This window comes from Mycobacterium sp. GA-2829, assembly GCF_001499965.1.
Lineage (GTDB): Bacteria > Actinomycetota > Actinomycetes > Mycobacteriales > Mycobacteriaceae > Mycobacterium.
The window spans coordinates 71084-90887 of sequence record NZ_LQIT01000020.1; the positions used below are offsets into that span (position 1 = coordinate 71084).

At 69.6% G+C, this 19804-nt stretch carries 20 protein-coding genes; 16 read left to right on the plus strand and 4 right to left on the minus strand.

Features of this window, described 5'->3' with window-relative positions:
• Positions 1 to 27: 27 nt before the first annotated feature.
• Genes AU194_RS13885 through AU194_RS13915 form a run of 7 tightly spaced genes read left to right on the plus strand, consistent with a single transcriptional unit; the run spans position 28 to position 6935 of the window.
• On the plus strand, positions 28 to 813 hold the full coding sequence (locus tag AU194_RS13885; RefSeq protein WP_059089837.1) for a hypothetical protein: 786 nt from the start codon (positions 28 to 30) through the stop codon (positions 811 to 813).
• Positions 810 to 1973: a polyprenyl synthetase family protein gene (locus tag AU194_RS13890; RefSeq protein ID WP_059089838.1), complete on the plus strand. Its 1164-nt coding sequence runs from the start codon at positions 810 to 812 to the stop codon at positions 1971 to 1973. The genes AU194_RS13885 and AU194_RS13890 overlap by 4 nt, the downstream gene beginning before the upstream one ends.
• Complete coding sequence (locus tag AU194_RS13895; protein ID WP_059089839.1) at positions 1970 to 2428, plus strand: hypothetical protein; 459 nt, start codon at positions 1970 to 1972, stop codon at positions 2426 to 2428. Before AU194_RS13890 ends, AU194_RS13895 begins: the two co-directional genes overlap by 4 nt.
• Entirely contained in the window at positions 2425 to 2691 is a 267-nt protein-coding gene (locus AU194_RS13900) for a hypothetical protein (RefSeq protein ID WP_059089840.1), read from the plus strand. The genes AU194_RS13895 and AU194_RS13900 overlap by 4 nt, the downstream gene beginning before the upstream one ends.
• Positions 2688 to 3692, plus strand: a complete 1005-nt coding sequence (locus AU194_RS13905; protein WP_059089861.1) for a hypothetical protein — start codon at positions 2688 to 2690, stop codon at positions 3690 to 3692. The genes AU194_RS13900 and AU194_RS13905 overlap by 4 nt, the downstream gene beginning before the upstream one ends.
• Positions 3685 to 4089, plus strand: a complete 405-nt coding sequence (locus tag AU194_RS13910) for a hypothetical protein (protein WP_059089841.1) — start codon at positions 3685 to 3687, stop codon at positions 4087 to 4089. Before AU194_RS13905 ends, AU194_RS13910 begins: the two co-directional genes overlap by 8 nt.
• Positions 4086 to 6935 (plus strand): FAD-dependent oxidoreductase, encoded by a 2850-nt coding sequence (locus tag AU194_RS13915; protein WP_059089842.1) that lies wholly within the window; start codon positions 4086 to 4088, stop codon positions 6933 to 6935. Before AU194_RS13910 ends, AU194_RS13915 begins: the two co-directional genes overlap by 4 nt.
• On the opposite strand, the gene aspS is transcribed toward AU194_RS13915, so the two are convergent.
• On the minus strand, positions 6930 to 8708 hold the full coding sequence (gene aspS / locus AU194_RS13920; RefSeq protein WP_059089843.1) for an aspartate--tRNA ligase: 1779 nt from the start codon (positions 8706 to 8708) through the stop codon (positions 6930 to 6932). The two genes, AU194_RS13915 and aspS, sit on opposite strands and share 6 nt — an antisense overlap.
• Positions 8709 to 8783: 75 nt before the next feature.
• Here aspS and AU194_RS13925 point away from each other — a divergent pair, with 75 nt between their 5' ends.
• Positions 8784 to 9671 carry an oxidoreductase gene (locus AU194_RS13925; RefSeq protein ID WP_059089844.1) on the plus strand — a complete coding sequence of 296 codons (888 nt, stop codon included), beginning with the start codon at positions 8784 to 8786 and terminating at the stop codon, positions 9669 to 9671.
• 33 nt (positions 9672 to 9704) lie between these two features.
• Positions 9705 to 10202: an SRPBCC family protein gene (locus AU194_RS13930; protein ID WP_059089845.1), complete on the plus strand. Its 498-nt coding sequence runs from the start codon at positions 9705 to 9707 to the stop codon at positions 10200 to 10202.
• On the opposite strand, the gene AU194_RS13935 is transcribed toward AU194_RS13930, so the two are convergent.
• The 3 genes from AU194_RS13935 to AU194_RS13945 all read right to left on the minus strand — a co-directional run bounded on the left by AU194_RS13935 (position 10199) and on the right by AU194_RS13945 (position 12457).
• On the minus strand, positions 10199 to 10438 hold the full coding sequence (locus AU194_RS13935) for a hypothetical protein (RefSeq protein WP_059089846.1): 240 nt from the start codon (positions 10436 to 10438) through the stop codon (positions 10199 to 10201). The genes AU194_RS13930 and AU194_RS13935 overlap by 4 nt on opposite strands.
• An 83-nt stretch (positions 10439 to 10521) precedes the next feature.
• A complete protein-coding gene (locus AU194_RS13940; protein ID WP_059089847.1) occupies positions 10522 to 10899 on the minus strand; it encodes a DUF4189 domain-containing protein in 378 nt (125 codons plus the stop codon).
• 82 nt (positions 10900 to 10981) lie between these two features.
• A complete protein-coding gene (locus AU194_RS13945; protein ID WP_059089862.1) occupies positions 10982 to 12457 on the minus strand; it encodes a carboxylesterase/lipase family protein in 1476 nt (491 codons plus the stop codon).
• A 75-nt stretch (positions 12458 to 12532) separates the two neighbouring features.
• Here AU194_RS13945 and AU194_RS13950 point away from each other — a divergent pair, with 75 nt between their 5' ends.
• The 7 genes from AU194_RS13950 to AU194_RS13980 form a co-directional block, all read left to right on the plus strand.
• Positions 12533 to 13426, plus strand: a complete 894-nt coding sequence (locus AU194_RS13950; RefSeq protein WP_059089848.1) for a neutral zinc metallopeptidase — start codon at positions 12533 to 12535, stop codon at positions 13424 to 13426.
• On the plus strand, positions 13419 to 15071 hold the full coding sequence (locus tag AU194_RS13955; protein ID WP_059089849.1) for a DUF885 domain-containing protein: 1653 nt from the start codon (positions 13419 to 13421) through the stop codon (positions 15069 to 15071). Before AU194_RS13950 ends, AU194_RS13955 begins: the two co-directional genes overlap by 8 nt.
• Positions 15068 to 15592 (plus strand): DinB family protein, encoded by a 525-nt coding sequence (locus tag AU194_RS13960; protein WP_059089850.1) that lies wholly within the window; start codon positions 15068 to 15070, stop codon positions 15590 to 15592. Before AU194_RS13955 ends, AU194_RS13960 begins: the two co-directional genes overlap by 4 nt.
• Positions 15593 to 15624: 32 nt before the next feature.
• On the plus strand, positions 15625 to 16212 hold the full coding sequence (locus AU194_RS13965) for a TetR/AcrR family transcriptional regulator (protein WP_059089851.1): 588 nt from the start codon (positions 15625 to 15627) through the stop codon (positions 16210 to 16212).
• Positions 16209 to 17765: an NAD(P)/FAD-dependent oxidoreductase gene (locus tag AU194_RS13970; RefSeq protein ID WP_059089852.1), complete on the plus strand. Its 1557-nt coding sequence runs from the start codon at positions 16209 to 16211 to the stop codon at positions 17763 to 17765. The genes AU194_RS13965 and AU194_RS13970 overlap by 4 nt, the downstream gene beginning before the upstream one ends.
• The gene (locus tag AU194_RS13975; RefSeq protein WP_059089853.1) at positions 17762 to 18583 is read left to right on the plus strand and encodes a mycofactocin-coupled SDR family oxidoreductase; all 822 of its coding nucleotides are present in this window, start codon (positions 17762 to 17764) and stop codon (positions 18581 to 18583) included. Before AU194_RS13970 ends, AU194_RS13975 begins: the two co-directional genes overlap by 4 nt.
• Positions 18584 to 18676: 93 nt before the next feature.
• Positions 18677 to 19804: DUF222 domain-containing protein (locus AU194_RS13980; protein ID WP_197417618.1), on the plus strand; the 1128-nt coding region annotated here is incomplete at its 3' end.

Consider the following 19804-nt stretch of genomic DNA (forward strand, 5'->3'; position numbering starts at 1 on the left):
CTCACTTCACCTCGAGGGGGAACGGACATGTATCTGAGCGCCGAACAACTGGCCGCGGCCAACACCGCGATCCGGCGGACCTTCGAGCAGAGCAGTATCGCCTGGCAGGCGATACCCCACTGGGACATCGGCGATCCATCGGCGACGAATGTCCGCGACGGCAGAGTCAACAAGCCGGGCGTTCTATCCCTCGGACTGGCCCGGGAGGAGTTCAAGCTGACGCTCGCCCAGATCAGCGCTCCCACGCCCGATTCAGTTCTCGCAGAGGTCATCGCCGAGACCGTGAAACTGGCCAGGAAGGTCGACAGGACGGTGCTGGACACGTTGAAGAACTCCACCGCGGTGAAGTTCGAGCTGACGGGCACATCGGCGGACAAGGTCCAATCGGCACTGATCGATGCGCGGGCGGCACTGGAGAACAGAGGGTTCCGAGCGCCATCGTGTCTGATCACCAACACCGAGGGGCTCAAAGCGCTCAGTACGGTGGCCACCGGTGACTCGGCCCTCGAAGCCGTACTCGACTCGGCCTATGTCAACTCGCTGCACCGCTCGTCGCGGCTCGACGTGAAGGTGAACAAAACCGCAAAGATCGCCATGATCATGCTGGGCCGACGGCAGCGCATCGCGCACGGCGCCGCCGGAGAGGCGTCCTGCGGTGAGGAACCGGTCGACCTCGCCGTCAGCGTCATGCCGAGCCTGGAGGTCATCGGCGAAGTCGGCGCAGCCACCGTCAAAGCGTTTGTGCGCACCCGGTTCGCCCTCCGGATCAAAGACAAGGACGGGGTCAAGCGGATCGTCGACGAGCAGCCATGACGTCGACCATCCCCGAACGAAGCCCCACGGCGAATCCTCTCGAGGACTACCTCGCGCTGTGCCGTGAGGCGTGCGACGGCGAGATCGAGCGGCTCTACGCGTCGGGACACAGCGGCTCCGGTTTCGACGAGCTGCTGCTCGACTACCCGCGCCGCGGCGGGAAGGCGCTGCGTCCCGCATTGAGCATCGCGGTCTGCCTGGGGCTCGGCGGTCAGCTGGACGCGATCTTGCCGACGGCGGCCACCCTCGAGCTCTACCACAACGCGTTCCTCATCCACGACGACATCGAGGACGAATCCTGGTGGCGCCGGGGCAAACCCACCATGCACATCGACCACGGCATCCCGGTCGCCGTCAACGTCGGCGACGCGATGCTCTCGTTGTCGCTGCAGCCGCTGCTCGACAACGTCGAACGGGTCGGTCTGGGGCCCGCTCTGCGCATCCTGCGGGCCGTGGCGCACATGACCCGAAAGACCGTCGAGGGCCAGGCGATCGAACTCGAGTGGGTGCGCTCGAACGCCTGGCGGCTCGACGACGACGACTACCTCGAGATGGTCGAGCTCAAGACCAGCTGGTACTCGTTCATCACACCGCTGCAGGCTGGCGCGATCGCGGCCGGGACCGACCCTGCCCGGTTACCGGTGCTGGAGACGCTCGGCCGACACCTCGGCGCCGCGTTCCAGATCACCGACGATCTGCTGAACCTGCGCGCCGACCCGCAGGCGTACGGCAAGGAGATCGGGGGCGACCTCTGGGAGGGCAAACGGACATTGATGCTGTTGCACGCATTGCGCTCGGCCCAACCGCACGACCGCGTCCGTGCGCTGCAGATCCTCGGCCGGCGGCGGCCGAGCGGGGACGGCGGACCCGGGCTCACCGACCTGCTCGACCAACTCACCACACGGGGTGAGCTCTCGGCGTCGGGTCACGCCGAACTCGTTGCGGTGCTCGCGGATTCGGACGTCAAAACCCTCGAGGATGTGCGCTGGCTGTACGACCTCATGACCCACGTCGGATCGCTTCGGCATGCCCGCGAGGTCGCCGCCCGGCACGCGCAGGACGCCGCGACCGTGTTGGCCGGCCTCGACTGGCTGCCCGCCAGCCGCCATCGTGACGCGCTGGCGGAGCTCGTCGACTACGTGCACGGGCGGACCCGATGACGCCCGAAAATCTCGTCAGCATGCTCGCCGAACTCGAGCGTGTCCGTGGGCTGGTCCTCGACCTCGTCGAACGCAGCGCTCCCCTGCTGCACCCGACCCCGCCCGACGGATCCACCGGACCCGAACAGAGAGTGCTCGAGCTCCTCATCGGGGCACGGCGCGCAGTGCTGGGCAACCCGGCAGCGGCACGGGAGATCCACGACGTGCTCATCGCCGAGGGCCGCCGCTTCGCGCAGACCCCCGAGGGGGCGCGGTTGCGCGACGGACTCGTCGCGTCCGAGGCGGTCGAGGACCTCCGGCGCATCTGGGAGACGGTGAGCTTCAACGTGCTCGACGGACCCGCATCGCCCCACTGCGCACCGGACGGGTGGGCCGAACTGCTCGCCGATGTGGTGATCGGGCACGGCCTCGACGACAAGACCTTGGCGCGCCTGCGGCCGGAGGGTTTCGCATGACCCTCACCGACCCGTGTGACGCCCTGGCGGACGAGAGCACCTTCATCGGGTACCTGACGGGCCTCGCCGGGGTGGCGCGCCTGGTACGGAGGTTGGCCGAGGCGCCCCGGCGCGAGAATCCCGATCACACCGACGATTTCGTCGACCTGCTCCTCGGTCTGGCGAGTGTCGGGCGCAGGGTCGAGTATCTCGCCGCACCGCCGGCGGCCGCGCCGGACACCGCCCGAGCCGACACGATCCTGGCGGGGCGGTGGCTGCGGTGACGGCGATGCTCACGCTTAGCGACTTCGTCCGCGCCCCCGTGCTCGCCGCCGCACGGCCGGAGGACTTCAAGGAGTGGCACCACTTCGTCGTCCACGGTCCGCAACACCGGGTGTTGATCAACTTCAGCCTCACCGGCCACGCACCGGCGGCACCCCGGGTGATCGTCATCGTGCACGACCGGCGCTGGACCGGCGCCGTACAGCGTTTCGACACAGCCGATCTCGAGATCTCCGCCGACCTGGGCAGCATGTCCATCGGCGCCAACCGCCTCACCCTGCGCCCCGACGGTTACGACCTGACACTCGACCTGCCCGCCCACGACATCCAAGGCGAACTCCACCTCACGTCGGTGAGCAAGCCGTTTGTCGTCAACAACCAACCCGTCGGCGAAGGAACGATGAGCTGGTTGTTCGTCCCGCGGTTACGCACCGACGGCTGGCTGGGGATCGGCGGGCAGAACCATCCGCTCGACGGTGCCCCGGCGTATCACGACCACAACTGGGGCCGGTTCTGCTGGGGCGGCGACTTCGGCTGGACGTGGGGCACCATCCTGCCGCGCGATGCGGACGACCCGTGGTCATTCGTCGTGCTCCAGATGACCGACCGGGCGCGGCTGCGCAACCTGTCCCAAGCGCTCTACGTGTGGCACGACGGCGAACCCGCCGCGATCTTCCGGCATGCCGCGGTGCGCATGCACAGCCACGGCGTCTTCTCGCACGGCCCGGACTGCACGCTGCCACCGCCCATGCGCCTGGTCCTGGACGGACGCAGCCCCGGTGTCGCCGAACGCATCGACGTCGAGGCCTGTCGCGCCTCCGACACCGTGCGCGCCGAGTTCCGTCCGACGTCCTATGCGCGGCTGGCGCAACCGAGTGACGTGCGCCCGGACGCCGCCACGGTCCTCTGCGAGACCAGCGGAACCGCCCATGTGACCGGATCGGTCGACGGCCGCGACATCGACTTCGTCGGCGCCGGTGTATTCGAGTTCCTCCATGGCTGAACCGGTTTCGGCGTTGCTGCGACGCTCGCTCGGCCACCTCGAACTCGAGGTGCCCGAGAACTACCGGTTGCTTCTGGACAGGCTGGGTCCGCTCGTCGTCGAACTGGCCGTCGACGGTGAGGCGTTCACGATGTGCGGCGGCCACCGTGTAGTGGTCACCGACGGTCCGGCACACCGCCCCGGTGTCCGGGTGGGCACCACCCGCACCGCCATCCTCGACCTCCTCGACGCGCGAACCGGATTGGACGAGGCCGTCGAGAACGGCGCGGTCCGGGTGCTCGGCGTACTGGACGACATCCTGCGCGCGCACGACACCCTGCTCGCGTACGTGCACGCCGCGGTGCGGGCGCCCTCGCAGCCCGCCCTGCTGACCGCGCTGCGATCGGGGGCGGCGTGACCGAACGCATTCCCACTCCGGCTTCGTGTGCCCGCCGTCGCACGGTCGCGGTCCTCGGCGGCGGCATCGCGGGCCTCACCGCGGCCCACGAACTGGCCGACCGCGGTTTCGACGTCACGGTGTACGAACCGCGCGGCGACGAGCGCATCGGGCTGGGCACCGAACCGGCGGGCTCCTATCCGCCCGTGAAGCTGGGCGGGCTGGCCGCATCGCAGTACTCAACGGTCGGCAGCGACGACGGCAGCAGAGCCGAACTCCGCCCCTTCCCCGGCCGACGGGGCCGACCGCGCGACCCGGGCCGCGCCGTAGCCGGCGAACACGGCTTCCGGTTCTTCCCCGCGTACTACCTGCACATCTGGGATCTGTTCCAGCGCATCCCGGTCTATGACGCCAGCTTCTCGCCGACGTCGCGCACCGTCTTCGACAACGTGCGCCGCGTGGTCACCCAGGGCACCACCGTGGAAGGCAAACCATCGCTGGTGTTCCCGCGCGAAGCACCACGCACGCTGGCCGAATTCCTCGGCACCGTCGGCCAATTGCGCGAACTGGGTTTCACCACCGCCGACGTCACCACCTTCGTCGGCAGGATCCTGCGCTACCTGGTCACCAGCCCGCTCCGCCGGGCCGTGGAGTTGCAGAACCTCTCGGCTTACGACTTCTTCGTCGGCCGCGACAACCCCGCGGGCGTCCGCCGCTTCACCTACTCGCCGCAGTTCGACACGCTGCTGCTCGAGATGCCGAAAGTGTTGGCAGCGTTCGACTCCCGCTGGGGTGACGCCCGCACGAACCTCACGACGTATCTGCAACTGCAGCTCCAGATGGACCGCCGCGACAACAAGGCCGACGGCGTCCTCAACGGCCCCACCACCGAAGCGTGGTTCGACCACTGGTATCGCCATCTGAGCGCGCTCGGTGTGCGCTTCGTCCGCGCGGCGGTCGACCGGATCGACGCCCTGCCCACCGATCCCGCCCTTCCGCCGCACCGGCGGGCACGGGTGCGGGTCACCCTCGCCGACGGCACGCGGGTCACGCCCGACTACGCCGTCGTCGCCGTCGACGCCCCCGAGGCCGAACGGATCACCGCACCGCTGCGGGCCACGGCCAGCGGCGGAACCGTCGCCGAACTGGACGGGTTCACCACCTCGGTGCCGCCCGCCGAGGGTCCGCTACAGCCCCTGTCCACCCGGCCCGGGGGCCGACGCAACCCGTACTCGGTGGCCGAGATGGGAGCGGTGCCATGGGACCGGTTCCAGACCCTGGGCGGCATCCAGTACTTCTTCGACACCGAGTTCCAGGTGCTGCGCGGACACATGTATTACACCGGCACCGAATGGGGGTTGTCCTCGATCAATCAGCACGGCCTGTGGGAGCGGCGTCCCACCCTGGCCCGCGACGGCCACATCTCGGTGCTGTCGGTCGACATCGGCGACTTCAACACGCCGTCGGGGCATCTCGTCGACGACGCCGGACGGGGTAAGGCCGCCCGCGACTGCACGGCCGACGAGATCGCCACGGAGGTATGGCGACAGATCGTCACCTCGCTCACCAGCTCCGTGCACAGCCCGCCGGAGACCCTGCTGCCGACACCGGCGTGGTACGCGCTGGACCGGGGGCTGATCATGGCCGACGGACCCGGTCAGGGCACGGGAGTTCCGCTGCTCAACGAGACCCCGTATCTCGTACCGATCATCGGGGACTGGCAGAACCGGCCCGGCGGCGATCCGTGGAACCCCCACGACACGTCCTATGCGATCCTGCCGACCGAGGACGCCTGGCTCGAGGACCTCGAGCAGCGCCATGTCTGGCAGGCGCGGCACGGCGGGTATCAGGTGCACAACAACTCGGTGGTGTTCGCCGGCACGTGGACCAAGACGTTCACGCGGATGACATCGATGGAGGCGGCCTGCGAGTCGGCGCGGCATGCGGTGAACGCCGTTCTCGACCACTACATCTGGGTGGAGTCCGACGGGCGAGACCGCCGCGAGGACACGACGCTGCAGTGGCGGTTCCCGTACGGCTTCCTCGACCAGGGTCTATCGAGCCCGATCCGGATGCCCACGCCCGCCGGTGACTACTGCTACATCTTCGACATCGAGAACCGCGAGCCTCCGGACACCCGCGCACTGCGAATCCTCGACTCCCGGTCGATCGAGAACGCACTCCCCCATCCGCTCGACGCGTTGCCGCCATCCGCAGGAGGTATTCCCATGACCGTGCCACCGTTCGACCCGAATCAGCAGATGCTCGCGTACCTGCAGTTCTGGCGTCAGCTGCTCGAGCAGTGGATCGCCATGGCGACCGCGTTCCCGCCACAGGCCATGCCGTACCCCATGCCCGCCGCACCGGCCGCGTCGGGGACACCGCCCACACCCGCACCGGCTGACTACACCCAGCAGCTGTTCGGATACCTGCAATCGTGGCGTCAGAACCTCGAACAGGCTGCGGCCGCGGCCGCTCCTGCCACGCCGCAACCCACCCAGTCGAGCACCTCGGCGCCGAAAGAACCCCCGGAGTTCCTGAAGACCCCGGGAACCTATTGGGGCTCCGCGAATCCCGGTGACGCCGCGCAGTCGGCGATGTCCGCGAAGAAGGTGATCAAACGCCCGGGGGACTATCTGGGTACGGTCGGCTTCCCGGTTCGGGACCTGCTCGGCGCCCGGAACCCCGGGCTCGACCGACGCAGCGAGATCGACCGCTTCCGCCTGGGCGACAGCGCGCAGGCCGACCGCACTGCCGAAGCGCCCGTCCGCTCTGCCTTCCGCGACGCCGCCGCCGATGCCGCAGTAGCACCCAAAGTGGCTCCGAAGTCGTTGTACGGCACCCTGTTCGAGCGTCGCGACCTATGACCGGTCGGCGTCCTTCTTCGGCTTGGCGTCGATCCCGGACTCCCGGCGCTGCTGCAGGGTGATCGGCGCGGGAGCACCGGTCAACGGGTCCGCGCCGCCGCCGGACTTGGGGAACGCGATCACTTCGCGGATCGAATCCACCCCCGCCAGCAGCGCGGTGATCCGGTCCCAGCCGAACGCGATACCGCCGTGCGGAGGCGCGCCAAACGTGAACGCGTCCAACAGGAATCCGAACTTCTCCTGCGCCTCGTCGTGCTCGATGCCCATCATCGCGAACACCCGCTCCTGCACGTCGCGGCGGTGGATACGGATGGATCCGCCGCCGATCTCGTTGCCGTTGCAGACGATGTCGTAGGCGTCGGCGAGCGCACTGCCCGGATCGGTGTCGAAAGTGGTCTCCGACGCCGGTTGTGGCGCGGTGAACGCGTGGTGCACCGCCGTCCACGCCCCGGACCCGACGGCGACGTCGCCCGCGGCGGTGGCCTCCTCGGCCATCTCGAACAGCGGCCAGTCGACCACCCAGGTGAACGCCCACGCCTTCGGGTCGATCATGTCGAGCCGTTTGGCGATCTCGATGCGCGCGGCACCCAGCAGTGCCCGTGACGATTTCGCCGGGCCCGCGGCGAAGAAGATGCAGTCACCCGGGTTGGCGCCGACGTGCGCAGCCAGTCCGTCACGTTCAGCGTCGGTGAGGTTCTTGGCGACGGGGCCGCCCAGTGTGCCGTCGTCACCGACCAGGACGTAGGCCAAACCCTTGGCGCCGCGCTGTTTCGCCCACTCCTGCCAACCGTCGAGCGTGCGGCGGGGCTGCGAGGCGCCGCCGGGCATCACGACCGCACCGACGTAGGGCGCCTGGAACACCCGGAAAGTGGTGTCTGCGAAGAACTCCTTGCACTCGACGAGTTCGAGGCCGAACCGCAGATCCGGTTTGTCCGAACCGAACCGACGCATCGCCTCGGTGTAGGTGATTCGCGGCAGCGGGGTCGGCAGCTCGTAACCGATCGTCGACCACACCGCCCGCAGCACCTCCTCGGACACCGCGATCACGTCCTCGGCGTCGACGAAGCTCATCTCCATGTCGAGCTGGGTGAACTCGGGCTGCCGGTCGGCGCGGAAGTCCTCGTCGCGGTAGCAGCGCGCGATCTGGTAGTACCGCTCCATCCCCGCCACCATCAGCAGCTGCTTGAACAGCTGCGGGCTCTGCGGCAGCGCGTAGAACGATCCCGGCTGCAGGCGGGCGGGCACCAGGAAGTCGCGGGCGCCCTCGGGGGTGGACCGCGTCATCGTCGGCGTCTCGATCTCGATGAAGTCGTGCCGCGCCAGCACCTCGCGGGCGGCCGCGTTCACCCGCGACCGCAGCCGGATCGCATTGCCCGGGCCCTCACGGCGCAGGTCGAGGTAGCGGTACTTGAGCCGGGCCTCTTCGCCGGCCTCGTCATCGAGCTGGAACGGCAGCGGGGCGCTCTCGCCGAGCACCGTCAAGGACGTGGCGTTCACCTCGATCCCACCGGTCGGGATCTCGGGGTTCTCGTTACCCTCCGGCCGGACCTCCACCACACCTTCGACGGCGATGCAGAATTCGGCGCGCAACCGGTGCGCGGACTCGAGCACCGCCCCCTCGCGGAAGACCACCTGCGACACCCCGGAGGCGTCGCGCAGGTCGATGAAGATGACGCCACCGTGGTCGCGGCGGCGGGCCACCCATCCGGCCAGCGTCACGTTCTGACCGGCGTCGGCGGGTCGCAGCGATCCGGCGGCATGACTGCGCAGCACTGAAAACTCCTGAAGGCGGGGGCTAGGACAACCGCCACAGTCTAGTGGTCCGCTCCGCCGGTAGTTTGGGCGCTCATGGCCACCCGTATCGCCCTCGTCGGACCCGGCGCCGTCGGCGCCACCGTGGCCGCGCTGCTCCACGAGGCAGGCAGGCCGGTGCTGCTGTGCGGCCGCACCGCCCGGGACTCGGTGCAGGTGGGTCCAGAGGACCGGGATCCCATCGTGGTGCCCGGACCGGTCCACACCGATCCGGCGGCCGTCGACGGACCCGTCGACGTGGTGCTGTGGGCGGTCAAGGACACCCAGAACGAGGCGTCGGCGCCCTGGCTGCGCCGGCTGTGCGGCGAACGCACCGTGGTGTGCGCCCTGCAGAACGGGGTCGAGCAGGTCGAGCGGGTGGGCCGGTTCTGTCCGGGGTCGACGGTGGTCTCGGCCGCGGTGTGGCTGTCGGCCGAGACCGAGGCACCCGGCGTCGTCCGGCTGCGCACCGACGCCCGCTTGGTGCTGCCCGACACCGAGGCGGCCAAGACGTTGGCGGATGTGCTCACCACCGCCCATCTGCACGTCGAGTGCGATCCGGACTTCCACACCGCGGCGTGGCGCAAACTGCTGCTCAACGCGGTGGTGGGGCTGATGGTGCTGACGGGGCGGCGGGCCGGGATGTTCCGCCGCGACGACATCGCCGCACTGGGGCGGCGCTACCTCGCCGAGTGCGTCGCGGTCGCCCGCGCCGACGGGGCCGCACTCGGCGACGAGACCGTCGACGAACTCATCGGTCTGCTGGCCGCGGGCCCGCCCGACATCACCACGTCGATGCTCAGCGACCGGCAGGCCGGCCGGCCGCTGGAGTGGGACATCCGCAACGGGGTGATCGCCCGCAAGGGCGCCGCGTACGGCATCGCGACGCCGGTCAGCGAGATCGTGGTGCCACTGCTGGCCGCCGCGGGCGACGGTCCCGGCTAGACGTTCCCGGCTAGACACCGTCGGCTAGCGTGTATGGCCATGCCGACTTGCGAGCTCGTCGACCTGTCCTTCATCGACTCCGCGCCCTACCGCTTCGTCAGCACCGTCGATCTGGCGATCACCCCCGAGCAGGTCTTCGAGGTGCTCGCCGACGCCGAATCGTGGCCGCACTGGGCGACGGTGATCACCAAGGTGACCTGGACCAGTCCCGAACCCCGCGGCGTGGGCACCACCCGCACCGTGCACATGCGCGGCGGCATCGTCGGCGACGAGGAGTTCCTGGCCTGGGAACCGTTCCGCCACATGGCGTTTCGCTTCAACGAGGCGTCGACGGGAAGTATCGCCGCGTTCGCCGAGGACTACCGGGTGGTCGAGACGCCCAATGGTTGCCACCTCACCTGGGTGATGGCGATGAAGCCGAACGGTACGGCCGCCCGGCTGGGCATGTCACTGGGCCGCCCGGTGATGGGCTGGCTGTTCCAGCGGTTCCTGTACAACCTGCGCCACTACTCCGACCAGCGGTTCGGCTAACTGACCCCGGTCAGCACGACCCGGCGGCCGCCGGAGTCGAGGTCGGCGCGGCACCAGGAACACGTCCAGCCACCCCTGACCGCTTCACGCACCGATGCGGGGACCCGGACGCGGGGCAGGACCGCACCGCAGTCGGAACACCAGCGCCGCGGGCTACGTAACACCATGACCACGACCGTTGCCGTGGACCCGACCGCCGCGGACACCACCGCGAGGACCAGTTCGGGATCGATCATCGAACCTCATTGCATGAAACCGCGGAACCAGAATCGTCCGCTTCGGCGCGCGAGCATATCCGACCGCACGCGCCTCCGCCGCATCAGCTACAGGAAACCCCGATGACGCGGCAGCCGGGACCGAAGCGACTGCACGACACCAAGGCCCGCTTCTGCGCGCCGGCGCTGTCGCGGTCCACGCCCGCCGCCCACGACGAGTCAGGCGCCTGGGCGACCGCGCCGCACCCCTTCGTGAAGTTCACAACCGCCCGGCAGTCGCGCGCGCCGCAGAGGCCGATGGCCGCGCGCTCAGCCTCGATGGCCGACATGAAGCCCTGCGTGTAGCCCACCTTGCCCGTGTTCTGCGAGACCGCGATCGCGCCCCACCCCAATGCCCCGGCGGTCGGCGCCGTGAGCGCCGCGCCCGCACCGAAGCACCCGGCGACCAGCGGAATCACGAACACACGCCGGAGGGCCACCATAGGAGCGGATCGTATTCGCACTGCGCGACGGCGATCAGTCGAGACATCGAAGCGGTACCTTCTCGAGACTGCGGTGAGACCGCTAATAGACCCCGGCCCACGCCGTGCGGCGCAGCGCGTCCGGATCGTCGACGGAGTCGTCGCGCGTGGACCGGATCACCCGGGTGCGGCGACGGGCGGTGTCGTAGCGCGGCCAGTCGTCGCGCCACTGGGGGCCCGTCGTTGTCGCGAAGTCGAGCCAGGTGCGCTGCATCCGCCTGCCCACCGCGGGCAGGACCCGCCGCCCCAGCGGGTGCAGTTTGCGCCCCAGGTAGGAGGCGTAGCTGTGCTGGATGTGGACGATCTCGCTGCCGTGGGTGGCGCCGAGGCCGAGCGCCCGCAGCGTCCACGTGGTGTGGTCGAAACGGTAGACGTACGTGGGGGCGTGCGGGCAGTAGGCGTCGGTGAACGCCCACGTCGGCGCGCCGAACATGATGTCGGAGCCGACGGCGACGGCGGCGCGGCGCCTCGGGTAATCCGGGTAGGCCGCCAGGATCCGGTCGCGCCGGTCCGGCGCGCACCGCGCGATCCACGACTCGACCCCGGCCGCGGTGGTCGGCAGCATCGGCGGTCTGCCCCACGCGAACATCGACGCCTCGTGGCTGTTGGTGCCGATGATCAGCGGCACCGAGCGCACGGCACCGGTACGGGCGGCGGTGATCGGGTCGGCGGGCAGCAGCTCCACCCCGTGGGTCAACCCGTAGGTCAGCGTGGGCGTCTCGGCCACGCTCTCGAGCTGCAGCAGACCCGCCGCGCGGCGCAGCGACCGCTGGGGCGCCGACTTGACGTGGTCGACGTCGAGGCCGAGCAGCTCGACGAAACGCTCGGCCCGGTCGGCGCGGGTCCGCCGATCGGCGATCAGCGGTAACGCCGGGCTCTGCGCGATCGCCCGCCCGAACAATCCCTCGGCGGCCGGGCTCGCGAGCAGCGCCAGCACCGACGTGGCGCCCGCCGACTCGCCGAACACCGTCACGCGGTCGGGGTCGCCTCCGAACGCCGCGATATTCTGCCGCACCCACCCCAGCGCGGCGATCTGGTCGCGCAGCGCCAGGTTGTCGTCGAACCCGTCGCCGAGCGCGCTGAGGTCCAGCCCACCGAACACTCCGAGCCGGTAGGTGACGTTGACGACCACCACCTTGCCGTTGGCCGCCAGCCGCGAACCGTTGTAGAGCTGCAGTTGGCCCGCCCCGTAGACGAACGCCCCACCCGGCAGCCACACCATCACCGGCAGCGCGGCCGTGGTGTCCGGCGACCAGACGGTCAGCGTCAGGCACGCCTCGTCGCGGTTCTTGGGATCGTCGCGTCCGCCGCCGACGAAGGATTTGCCCTGTGGCGGGATCGGACCGTGTTCGAGTGCGTCGCGCACCCCGCCCCACGGATCGAGCGGAACCGGCCCGGCGAAACGCAGCTCCCCCAGCGGCTGCCGGGCGTACGGCACCCCGCGCCAGACGCCGACACCACCTTCGCGCGTGCCGCGCAGCCGCCCGAGCGGGGTCGAGATCTCGACGACGGCGGACACGCCCGAATCGTAGTGTGGGAGGGTGAACACCGGCGCTGGTCGGGCGCCCATCGGCGAGTGCGGACGGAGTGTGCGATGACCTTCAACGAAGGTATGCAGATCGACACCAGCACCACCACCTCCAGCAGCGGCGGGCGGCGCGGCGGCGGACGCGGTATCGCGGTCGGCGGCGGCGTGGGCGGTCTGCTGATCGTGGTCATCGCGCTGTTCCTCGGGGTCGATCCCGGCACGGTGCTGCCTGAGCAGAACGAGCTCGGCACCGAGGGCGTGGCGACGCCGGGGTTCGATTTGAGCCAGTGCAGGACCGGCGCCGACGCCAACGAGTTCGTCCAGTGCCGGGTGGTGGCAACGGGTAACTCGCTCGACGGGGTGTGGGCGCAACTCAAACCCGACTACACCCGACCGCAGGTGGAGATCTTCACCGACAGCGTGAACACCGCGTGCGGACCGGCCACCAGCGCGGTGGGGCCGTTCTACTGCCCGGCCGATCAGACCGCCTACTTCGACACCGCCTTCTTCGACCTGCTGACCACCCAGTTCGGCGCCAGCGGAGGCCCGTTGGCGCAGGAGTACGTGGTGGCCCACGAGTTCGGCCACCACGTGCAGCAGTTGCAGGGCACCTTGGCGCGCGCCCAGCGAGACCCCGAGGGCGCCACCGGAGGCGGTGTGCGCACCGAACTGCAGGCCGACTGCTACGCCGGGGTGTGGGCGCACTACGCGGCGATCACCAAGCAGGAGAGCACCGGCGTGCCGTTCCTCCAGCCGTTGACCGACAAGGACATCAACGACGCGCTGTCGGCGGCCGCCGCCGTCGGCGACGACCGGATCCAGAAGTCCGCGACCGGTCGCGTCAACCCCGAGTCGTGGACGCACGGATCGTCCGAACAGCGACAGAAGTGGTTCACCGTGGGTTATCAGACCGGCGACCCGGCGAAGTGCGACACGTTCGCCACCAACGATCTTGGTTAGGCCACCGACGGCGGTCGATGCGGTCGCCGAACGCTACCTCGACACCCTCGCCGCGCTCGACCCCTGCACCGCAACCGAACTCGGCATCAACGGCGGGGATCGCAACTACGACGAGGACATCACCGACTACTCCCCCGATGCCGTCGCCACCCGCGCGGAGGCCGCCAGGTCCGCGCTCAAGGAACTCGACGCCGTCGTCGCGGTCGACGAGACCGACGCCGTCACCGCCGCCGCGATGCGCGAACGACTCGGGGTGCTGATCGAGATCCACGAGGCCGGCCTCGACATCGGCGAGCTCAACGTCATCGCCTCCCCGCTGCAGACCATGCGGGACGTGTTCGACCTGATGGCCACCGACACCGTCGACGACTGGGCGGTGATCGACCGGCGCCTGGCCACGCTCCCCGAGCGCGTGCCCGGATACGCCGAGGCGCTGCGCAGCGCGGTCGCCGAGGGACATCCGCCTGCGGTCCGTCAGGTGCAGCGCGGTGTCGAACAGGCCGCCCAGATCGAGGAACTGTTCGTCGCGATGGTCGCCGGCGCGGCCCCGGACACCCCGGCGCTGCAGGCCGACCTCGACCGGCACGCCGCCGCCGCTGCCGCGGCGTACCGCGAGCTGGGCCGGGTGCTGCGCGAGGACATCGCCCCGCACGCCCGCGAGCGCGACGCCTTCGGCCGCGACGCCTACCGCCTGATGTCCCGGTCGTTCCTCGGCACCGAGATCGACCTCGACGAGACCTACGCGTGGGGCCTTGAGCACCTGAAGTCGATTGTCGCCGAACAGGAAACAGTCGCCGAACGGCTCTACCCCGGTGCGGGTGTGGCCGAGACGATCCGCCGCCTCGACGACGAGCCCCGCTACCAGGTGTACGGCACCGATGCACTGCAGGCCTGGATGCAGGACCTGTCCGACCGCGTGGTGGATGCGTTGGCCGACACCCATTTCGACATCGATCCCGCTCTGCGCAACCTGGAGTGCTGCATCGCCCCGACCCACACCGGCGGCATCTACTACACCGGCCCGTCGGAGGACCTCACCCGTCCCGGACGCATGTGGTGGTCGGTCCCGCCCGGTAAGGAGACCTTCCACACCTGGCAGGAGACGACGACGGTGTTCCACGAGGGCGTGCCCGGACACCATCTGCAGATCGGGCGCGCCGTCGTCCTCGCCGACCGCCTCAACCGGTGGCGCCGGCTGGGCTGCTGGGTGTCGGGGCACGGTGAGGGCTGGGCGCTCTACGCCGAGCGGTTGATGGCCGAACTCGGCTGGCTCGACGACGACGGCGCGCGGATGGGCATGCTCGACGCGCAGGGGTTCCGGGCGGCGCGGGTGGCGATCGACATCGGCGTGCACTGCGAGTTGCCCGCCCCCGACGGCGGGACGTGGGATCCCGAGCGGGCGTGGACATTCCTGCGCGAGCACTGCGCGCAGTCGGAGAAGACCCTGCGGTTCGAACTCGACCGTTACCTCGGCTGGCCGGGCCAGGCGCCGTCTTACGCTGTCGGACAACGCATCTGGGAAGAGCTCCGGGCGACGATGCTCTCGCGCAGCATGACGCTCAAGGACTTCCACAGCCGCGCGCTCGACCTCGGGGGGCTGCCGCTGGACGTGCTGCGCTCGGCACTCGTGGGCCAGCTGTCGTGACCGGTATCGAACCGGACACCAAGGACTGGACCTGGGTGCTGTCCCGGCCGTGCCCGGAGTGCGGCTTCGACGCCGCCACCGTGCAGCCCGGTGATGTCGGGGACGTCATCCGCCGCGACGCCGACGAGTGGATCCGCAGGCTCGAAAACCCGCGAGCGAAGGAGCGGACTCGGCCCGGGGTGTGGTCGACACTCGAGTACGGCTGCCACGTCCGCGATGTGCACCGGATCTTCAACGAGCGGGTCACGCTGATGCTCACCCAGCATGAACCGCTGTTCGCGAACTGGGATCAGGACCAGACCGCTCTGGACGACGACTATGCGGCGCAGAACCCGGAGGTCGTGGCGGGCGAACTGTTCGACGCCGCGGTCACCGTCGCCGACACCTACGCCTCGGTGCCCTCAGACGGATGGAGCCGTCGCGGATTGCGCAGCAACGGCAGCGAGTTCACCGTCGCCTCGCTCGCGCTGTACCACCTCCACGACGTCGTCCACCACGGCTGGGACGTCGACGAGCATTGACCTCATTGAACACATCTCGTTAATGTGTTCAGATGCGCGCCGACGGCCGTCCGGTCTCACCGGCGCTGCTCGCCGCCACCACCACGACGCTGCGCCGCCTCGGTCCGCGCCAGTTCAGCCTGACCGCCGTCGCGGAGGAAGCCGGCGTCTCCCGCGGCACCGTCCACAACGCGCTCGGTAGCCGCGACAACGCGATCCGCGCGGCACTCGACCACCTCGCGTCGGTGTTCATCGAAACCATGGCCGCCGAGGTGTATCGCCAGCCGACACTGGCCGACCAGGTGGCCGCGGCCGCGGTGCTCGTATGCGCCCACCGGCAGCGGTCGGATTCGGTGCCGCTGCGCGGGATCAACGAGAGCATCCTCGTGTTGCTGCTGCGCAACACCGGCGACGACCTGATGGCCCGGTCGCTGGACCTGTGGCGGCCGCTGGTGACCGCCGCGCAGGAGCGCGGTGAGGTGCGCGCCGACGTCGACCCTGCTCGTGCCAGCGAATGGATTGTGCGGGTGCTGCTCAGTTTCGAGCTGCTGCCGCCGATCGGTGTGAACATCGACAACCCCCGCGCGGTGCGGAAGTTCATCTGCGACCACATCGTCGCCGGACTGGGAGGATCCCTATGATCGAACCCGATCACGAGGTCGCCATCATCGGAGCCGGACCCGGCGGTATCTCCTCAGCACATCTCTTGCAGCAGAACGGAATCGACGACTTCGTCATCCTCGAACGCAGCCACGACTTCGGCGGCACGTGGCGCGACAACCACTATCCCGGTCTAGCCGTGGACATCCCGACGCTGTGGTATCAGCTGTCGTTCGCGGTCAACCCCGACTGGACACGTCTGTTCGCGCCGGGGCCCGAGATCTACGCCTATCTCCGTGACACCGCGCGCCGCCTCGGCCTCTATCCGCACCTGCGTGCGAACTGCAACGTCGTCCGTCAGCAGTGGGACGACACGGCCGGCCTGTGGCGGTTGACGCTCGAACACGGCGAGGAGGTGACGGCACGGTTCGTGATCAGCTCGGTGGGCGGCTACGTCAACGCCAAACCGCGGGTGGACATCGACGGCGTGGACGACTTCGCGGGCACGATCCTGCGACCCAACGCCTGGGACGACTCCTACGACACCACGGGTAAGCGGGTCGCGGTGATAGGCACCGGGTCCAGCGGCGTGCAGATCGCGGCCGCACTGTCCGGCCGGGTCGCCAATCTCGAGGTGTACCAACGCACTCCCGCGTGGGTGCTGCCGAAGGTCGACTTCGACATCCCGCCGGCGATGCGCCGCCTGCTGCGGGTGCCCGGCGTCGTCCCGCTGGTGAACTGGGCGGGCCGGTTCGTGATGGACGCGTTCATGCTGGCGCCGATCATGCATCTGTTCTCCCGTCTGCCGGAGCGCGTCCTGGTGCGGGCGATGCCGCTCTACGACGCCTACTGCCGGGCGCTGTACCGCCTGCTGCTGCGCGTCGTGGTGCACGACCCGGCCACCCGGCGGGCGTTGGTGCCCCGCTACGGGATCCTCGCCAAGCGGCCGGTCATCTCGAGCAGTTTCCTGCCCGCCCTCAACGACCCCGACACCCACCTGATCACCACACCCATCGAACGGATCACCACGGGCGGGGTGCGCACCGTCGACGGCGTCGAGCATCCGGCCGATCTGCTCGTGCTGGCCACCGGCTACGAGCTGTGGACGGATCCGGAGACCTATCGGCCCGGAACGGTGTTGGGCAGCAACGGGTTCGATCTCGCCGAGTTCTACCGCGCGCACGGGTTGAGCGCCTACGCCGGCACCGCGCATCCGCGGCTGCCGAACCGCTGGGAGATCGTGGGCCCGTTGGGGTTCGTCGGGTTCGCGTGGCCGGACTTCGTCGAGACGATGGCCGCGCACGCGGTGCGGATGATCGTGGCGGCCCGACAGCGGGCCGTTCAGGTGGTGGCGGTCAGCGACGACGCGTTTCACCGGTGGAACGCACGGATGCGACGGCAAGGGCGCGTCGCGCACCTGTACTTCACCGCGTGCAGTCCCGGCCTGAGCACGTACTTCGTCAACTCGCAGCGCGACACCGTGTATCACCGACCGCAGACCATCGCGGGGTCTCGCCGGTTCGCGAGGCGCTCCCCGCTGTCGGATTACGAATTCACCACCCGCGCTGTTGTTCTCGAGGAGGTGACGGCATGACTGAGCTTCCGCTGGCCGGGCGCGTCGCGTACGTCACCGGCGCCGCCCGCGGCCAGGGCCGGTCGCACTGTGTGCGGTTGGCGCGCGCTGGGGCGGATGTCGTCGCGATCGACGCGTGTGCACCGGTCAGCGCCGCCAACGGGTATCCGCCCGCCGCGCCGGAGGACCTCGCCGAGACTGTGCGACTGGTGGAGGGCGAGGGGCGCAAGATCCTCGCCCACGAGGTCGACGTGCGCGACGCCGACGGTCAGCAGCGCGTGGTGGCCGAGGCGATCGAGCAGTTCGGCCGACTGGACATCGTCGTCGCGAATGCGGGTGTGCTGAATTGGGGCCGCCTGTGGGAGATCTCGGCGCAGCAGTGGCAGGACACGCTCGACATCAACCTGACGGGGTTGTGGAACACGGTGCGTGCGGTGGTGCCGCCGATGATCGCCGCGGGCAACGGGGGTTCGATCATCACGATCAGTTCGGCGGCGGGTATCAAGGCGGTGCCGGGGTGTGGGCACTACTGCGCGAGCAAATTCGGCGTGGTGGGGCTGACCAATTCTCTGGCGGTCGAGTTGGGCGAGTTCGGGATCCGGGTGAACTCCGTGCATCCGTACGGGACCGACACGCCGATGGGCAACGACACGTCGATGTATCAGGTCTTCGCCGACCACCCGAACTACGTCCACAGTTTCTCGCCCGGTGCGCTGCCGACGGACTCGCTAGCCGCGCCGGATCTGATCTCCGACATCGTGGTGTGGCTGGCCAGTGATGCTTCGTCGCTGGTGACCGCGGCGCAGATCCCGGCCGACAAGGGCTACCTCAAGATCTGACGGGTTATCCCCAGCGGCTCGTTCATCGACAGGAGTGGGGTTTTCGGGTGGCGTTCCGCGGGTGTTGTCGGGGTGTTTTGGAGAGTCAATGGTGTGTGTGATGGTGCGCTGCCCGAGATCGGGGACTTCGCCGCGTTGACCGACGCGGAGCTGGTCGCTGCCGCCGCCAGGTGGGCACGCGCTGAGTCGGCGGCCGCCGCGCGCAAAATGGCCGCCGTCGCCGAGCTGTACCGCCGCCGCACCGCCTTGGCGGACCTCGACGGCCGCGACCGCTGGGTGGTCGACCGCGAGGCCAGCACGATCAGCGAGATCGCCGCCGCCCAGAACATCACCGAATCCCGGGCCATGGCTCAGCTGTTGCGCGGTGTCGCGCTGGCCGAGCGCCTCCCCCGGGTGGCCGCACTGTTCGCCGAGGGGCGGATCACCGAGTCGCTGGCCCGCGTGGTGGTGGCCCGCACCGCGTTGATCACCGATGTCGAGTTGATGGCGGCCGTGGACGCCGAGTTGGCCGCCCAGATCACCGACTGGGGAACGCTGTCGGAGAAGAAGATCAAAGAAGCCATCGACGCAATCGTCGAACGCCACGACCCCGGCGCGGTGCGACGGGTCAAAGACGCCGACAAAGACCGCGGTGTGCAGTTCGGCTTCGACTCCGACGCTGCGGGCTACACCACCCTGTGGGCGCGCATGTACGCCCCTGATGCGGATGCGTTCAAACAGCGGGTGTTCGACATGGCGCACCGGCTGTGCCCCGACGATCCACGCTCCGGGGAGGAACGGCTCAACGACGCCTTCGCCGCCGTCGGTGCCGGGCGGGTATTGCGGTGTGAGTGCGGCAACGCCAACTGCCCCGGCGCTACCGGGGACACGCCCGCCAAAGATGTCGTCGTCCACGTCGTCGCCACCCGAGAAACCCTCGACCAGGCCCGCGCCGAGGCGGACGCCGCGAAGACACCGCAACCCACCGAAAGCAAAGCCGACGAAAAGCCCACCCCGCGCAAGTCGGCCTGCGCCGCACCGCCTTACGTCTTCGGCGCCGGCATCGCCACCACCGCGCTGCTGGCGGCCTTCCTCGACCGCGCCACCATCCGCACCGTCACGCACCCCGGCGACGCACCACCCGAACCCCAGTACCGCCCCTCAGCAGCCCTGTCCGAGTTCATCCGCTGCCGCGACCTGACCTGCCGCTTCCCCTACTGCGACGTCCCCGCCACCCGCTGC

Coding starts and splice junctions, on each gene's coding strand:
- AU194_RS13940 (WP_059089847.1), bottom strand. CDS start 10,899: ATGGTGGCCCTCCGGCGTGTGTTCGTGATTCCGCTGGTCGCCGGGTGC.
- AU194_RS13925 (WP_059089844.1), top strand. CDS start 8,784: ATGGCCACCCGTATCGCCCTCGTCGGACCCGGCGCCGTCGGCGCCACC.
- AU194_RS13890 (WP_059089838.1), top strand. CDS start 810: ATGACGTCGACCATCCCCGAACGAAGCCCCACGGCGAATCCTCTCGAG.
- AU194_RS13970 (WP_059089852.1), top strand. CDS start 16,209: ATGATCGAACCCGATCACGAGGTCGCCATCATCGGAGCCGGACCCGGC.
- AU194_RS13930 (WP_059089845.1), top strand. CDS start 9,705: ATGGCCATGCCGACTTGCGAGCTCGTCGACCTGTCCTTCATCGACTCC.
- AU194_RS13975 (WP_059089853.1), top strand. CDS start 17,762: ATGACTGAGCTTCCGCTGGCCGGGCGCGTCGCGTACGTCACCGGCGCC.
- AU194_RS13935 (WP_059089846.1), bottom strand. CDS start 10,438: ATGATCGATCCCGAACTGGTCCTCGCGGTGGTGTCCGCGGCGGTCGGG.
- AU194_RS13910 (WP_059089841.1), top strand. CDS start 3,685: ATGGCTGAACCGGTTTCGGCGTTGCTGCGACGCTCGCTCGGCCACCTC.
- AU194_RS13895 (WP_059089839.1), top strand. CDS start 1,970: ATGACGCCCGAAAATCTCGTCAGCATGCTCGCCGAACTCGAGCGTGTC.
- AU194_RS13900 (WP_059089840.1), top strand. CDS start 2,425: ATGACCCTCACCGACCCGTGTGACGCCCTGGCGGACGAGAGCACCTTC.
- AU194_RS13885 (WP_059089837.1), top strand. CDS start 28: ATGTATCTGAGCGCCGAACAACTGGCCGCGGCCAACACCGCGATCCGG.
- AU194_RS13950 (WP_059089848.1), top strand. CDS start 12,533: ATGACCTTCAACGAAGGTATGCAGATCGACACCAGCACCACCACCTCC.
- AU194_RS13965 (WP_059089851.1), top strand. CDS start 15,625: ATGCGCGCCGACGGCCGTCCGGTCTCACCGGCGCTGCTCGCCGCCACC.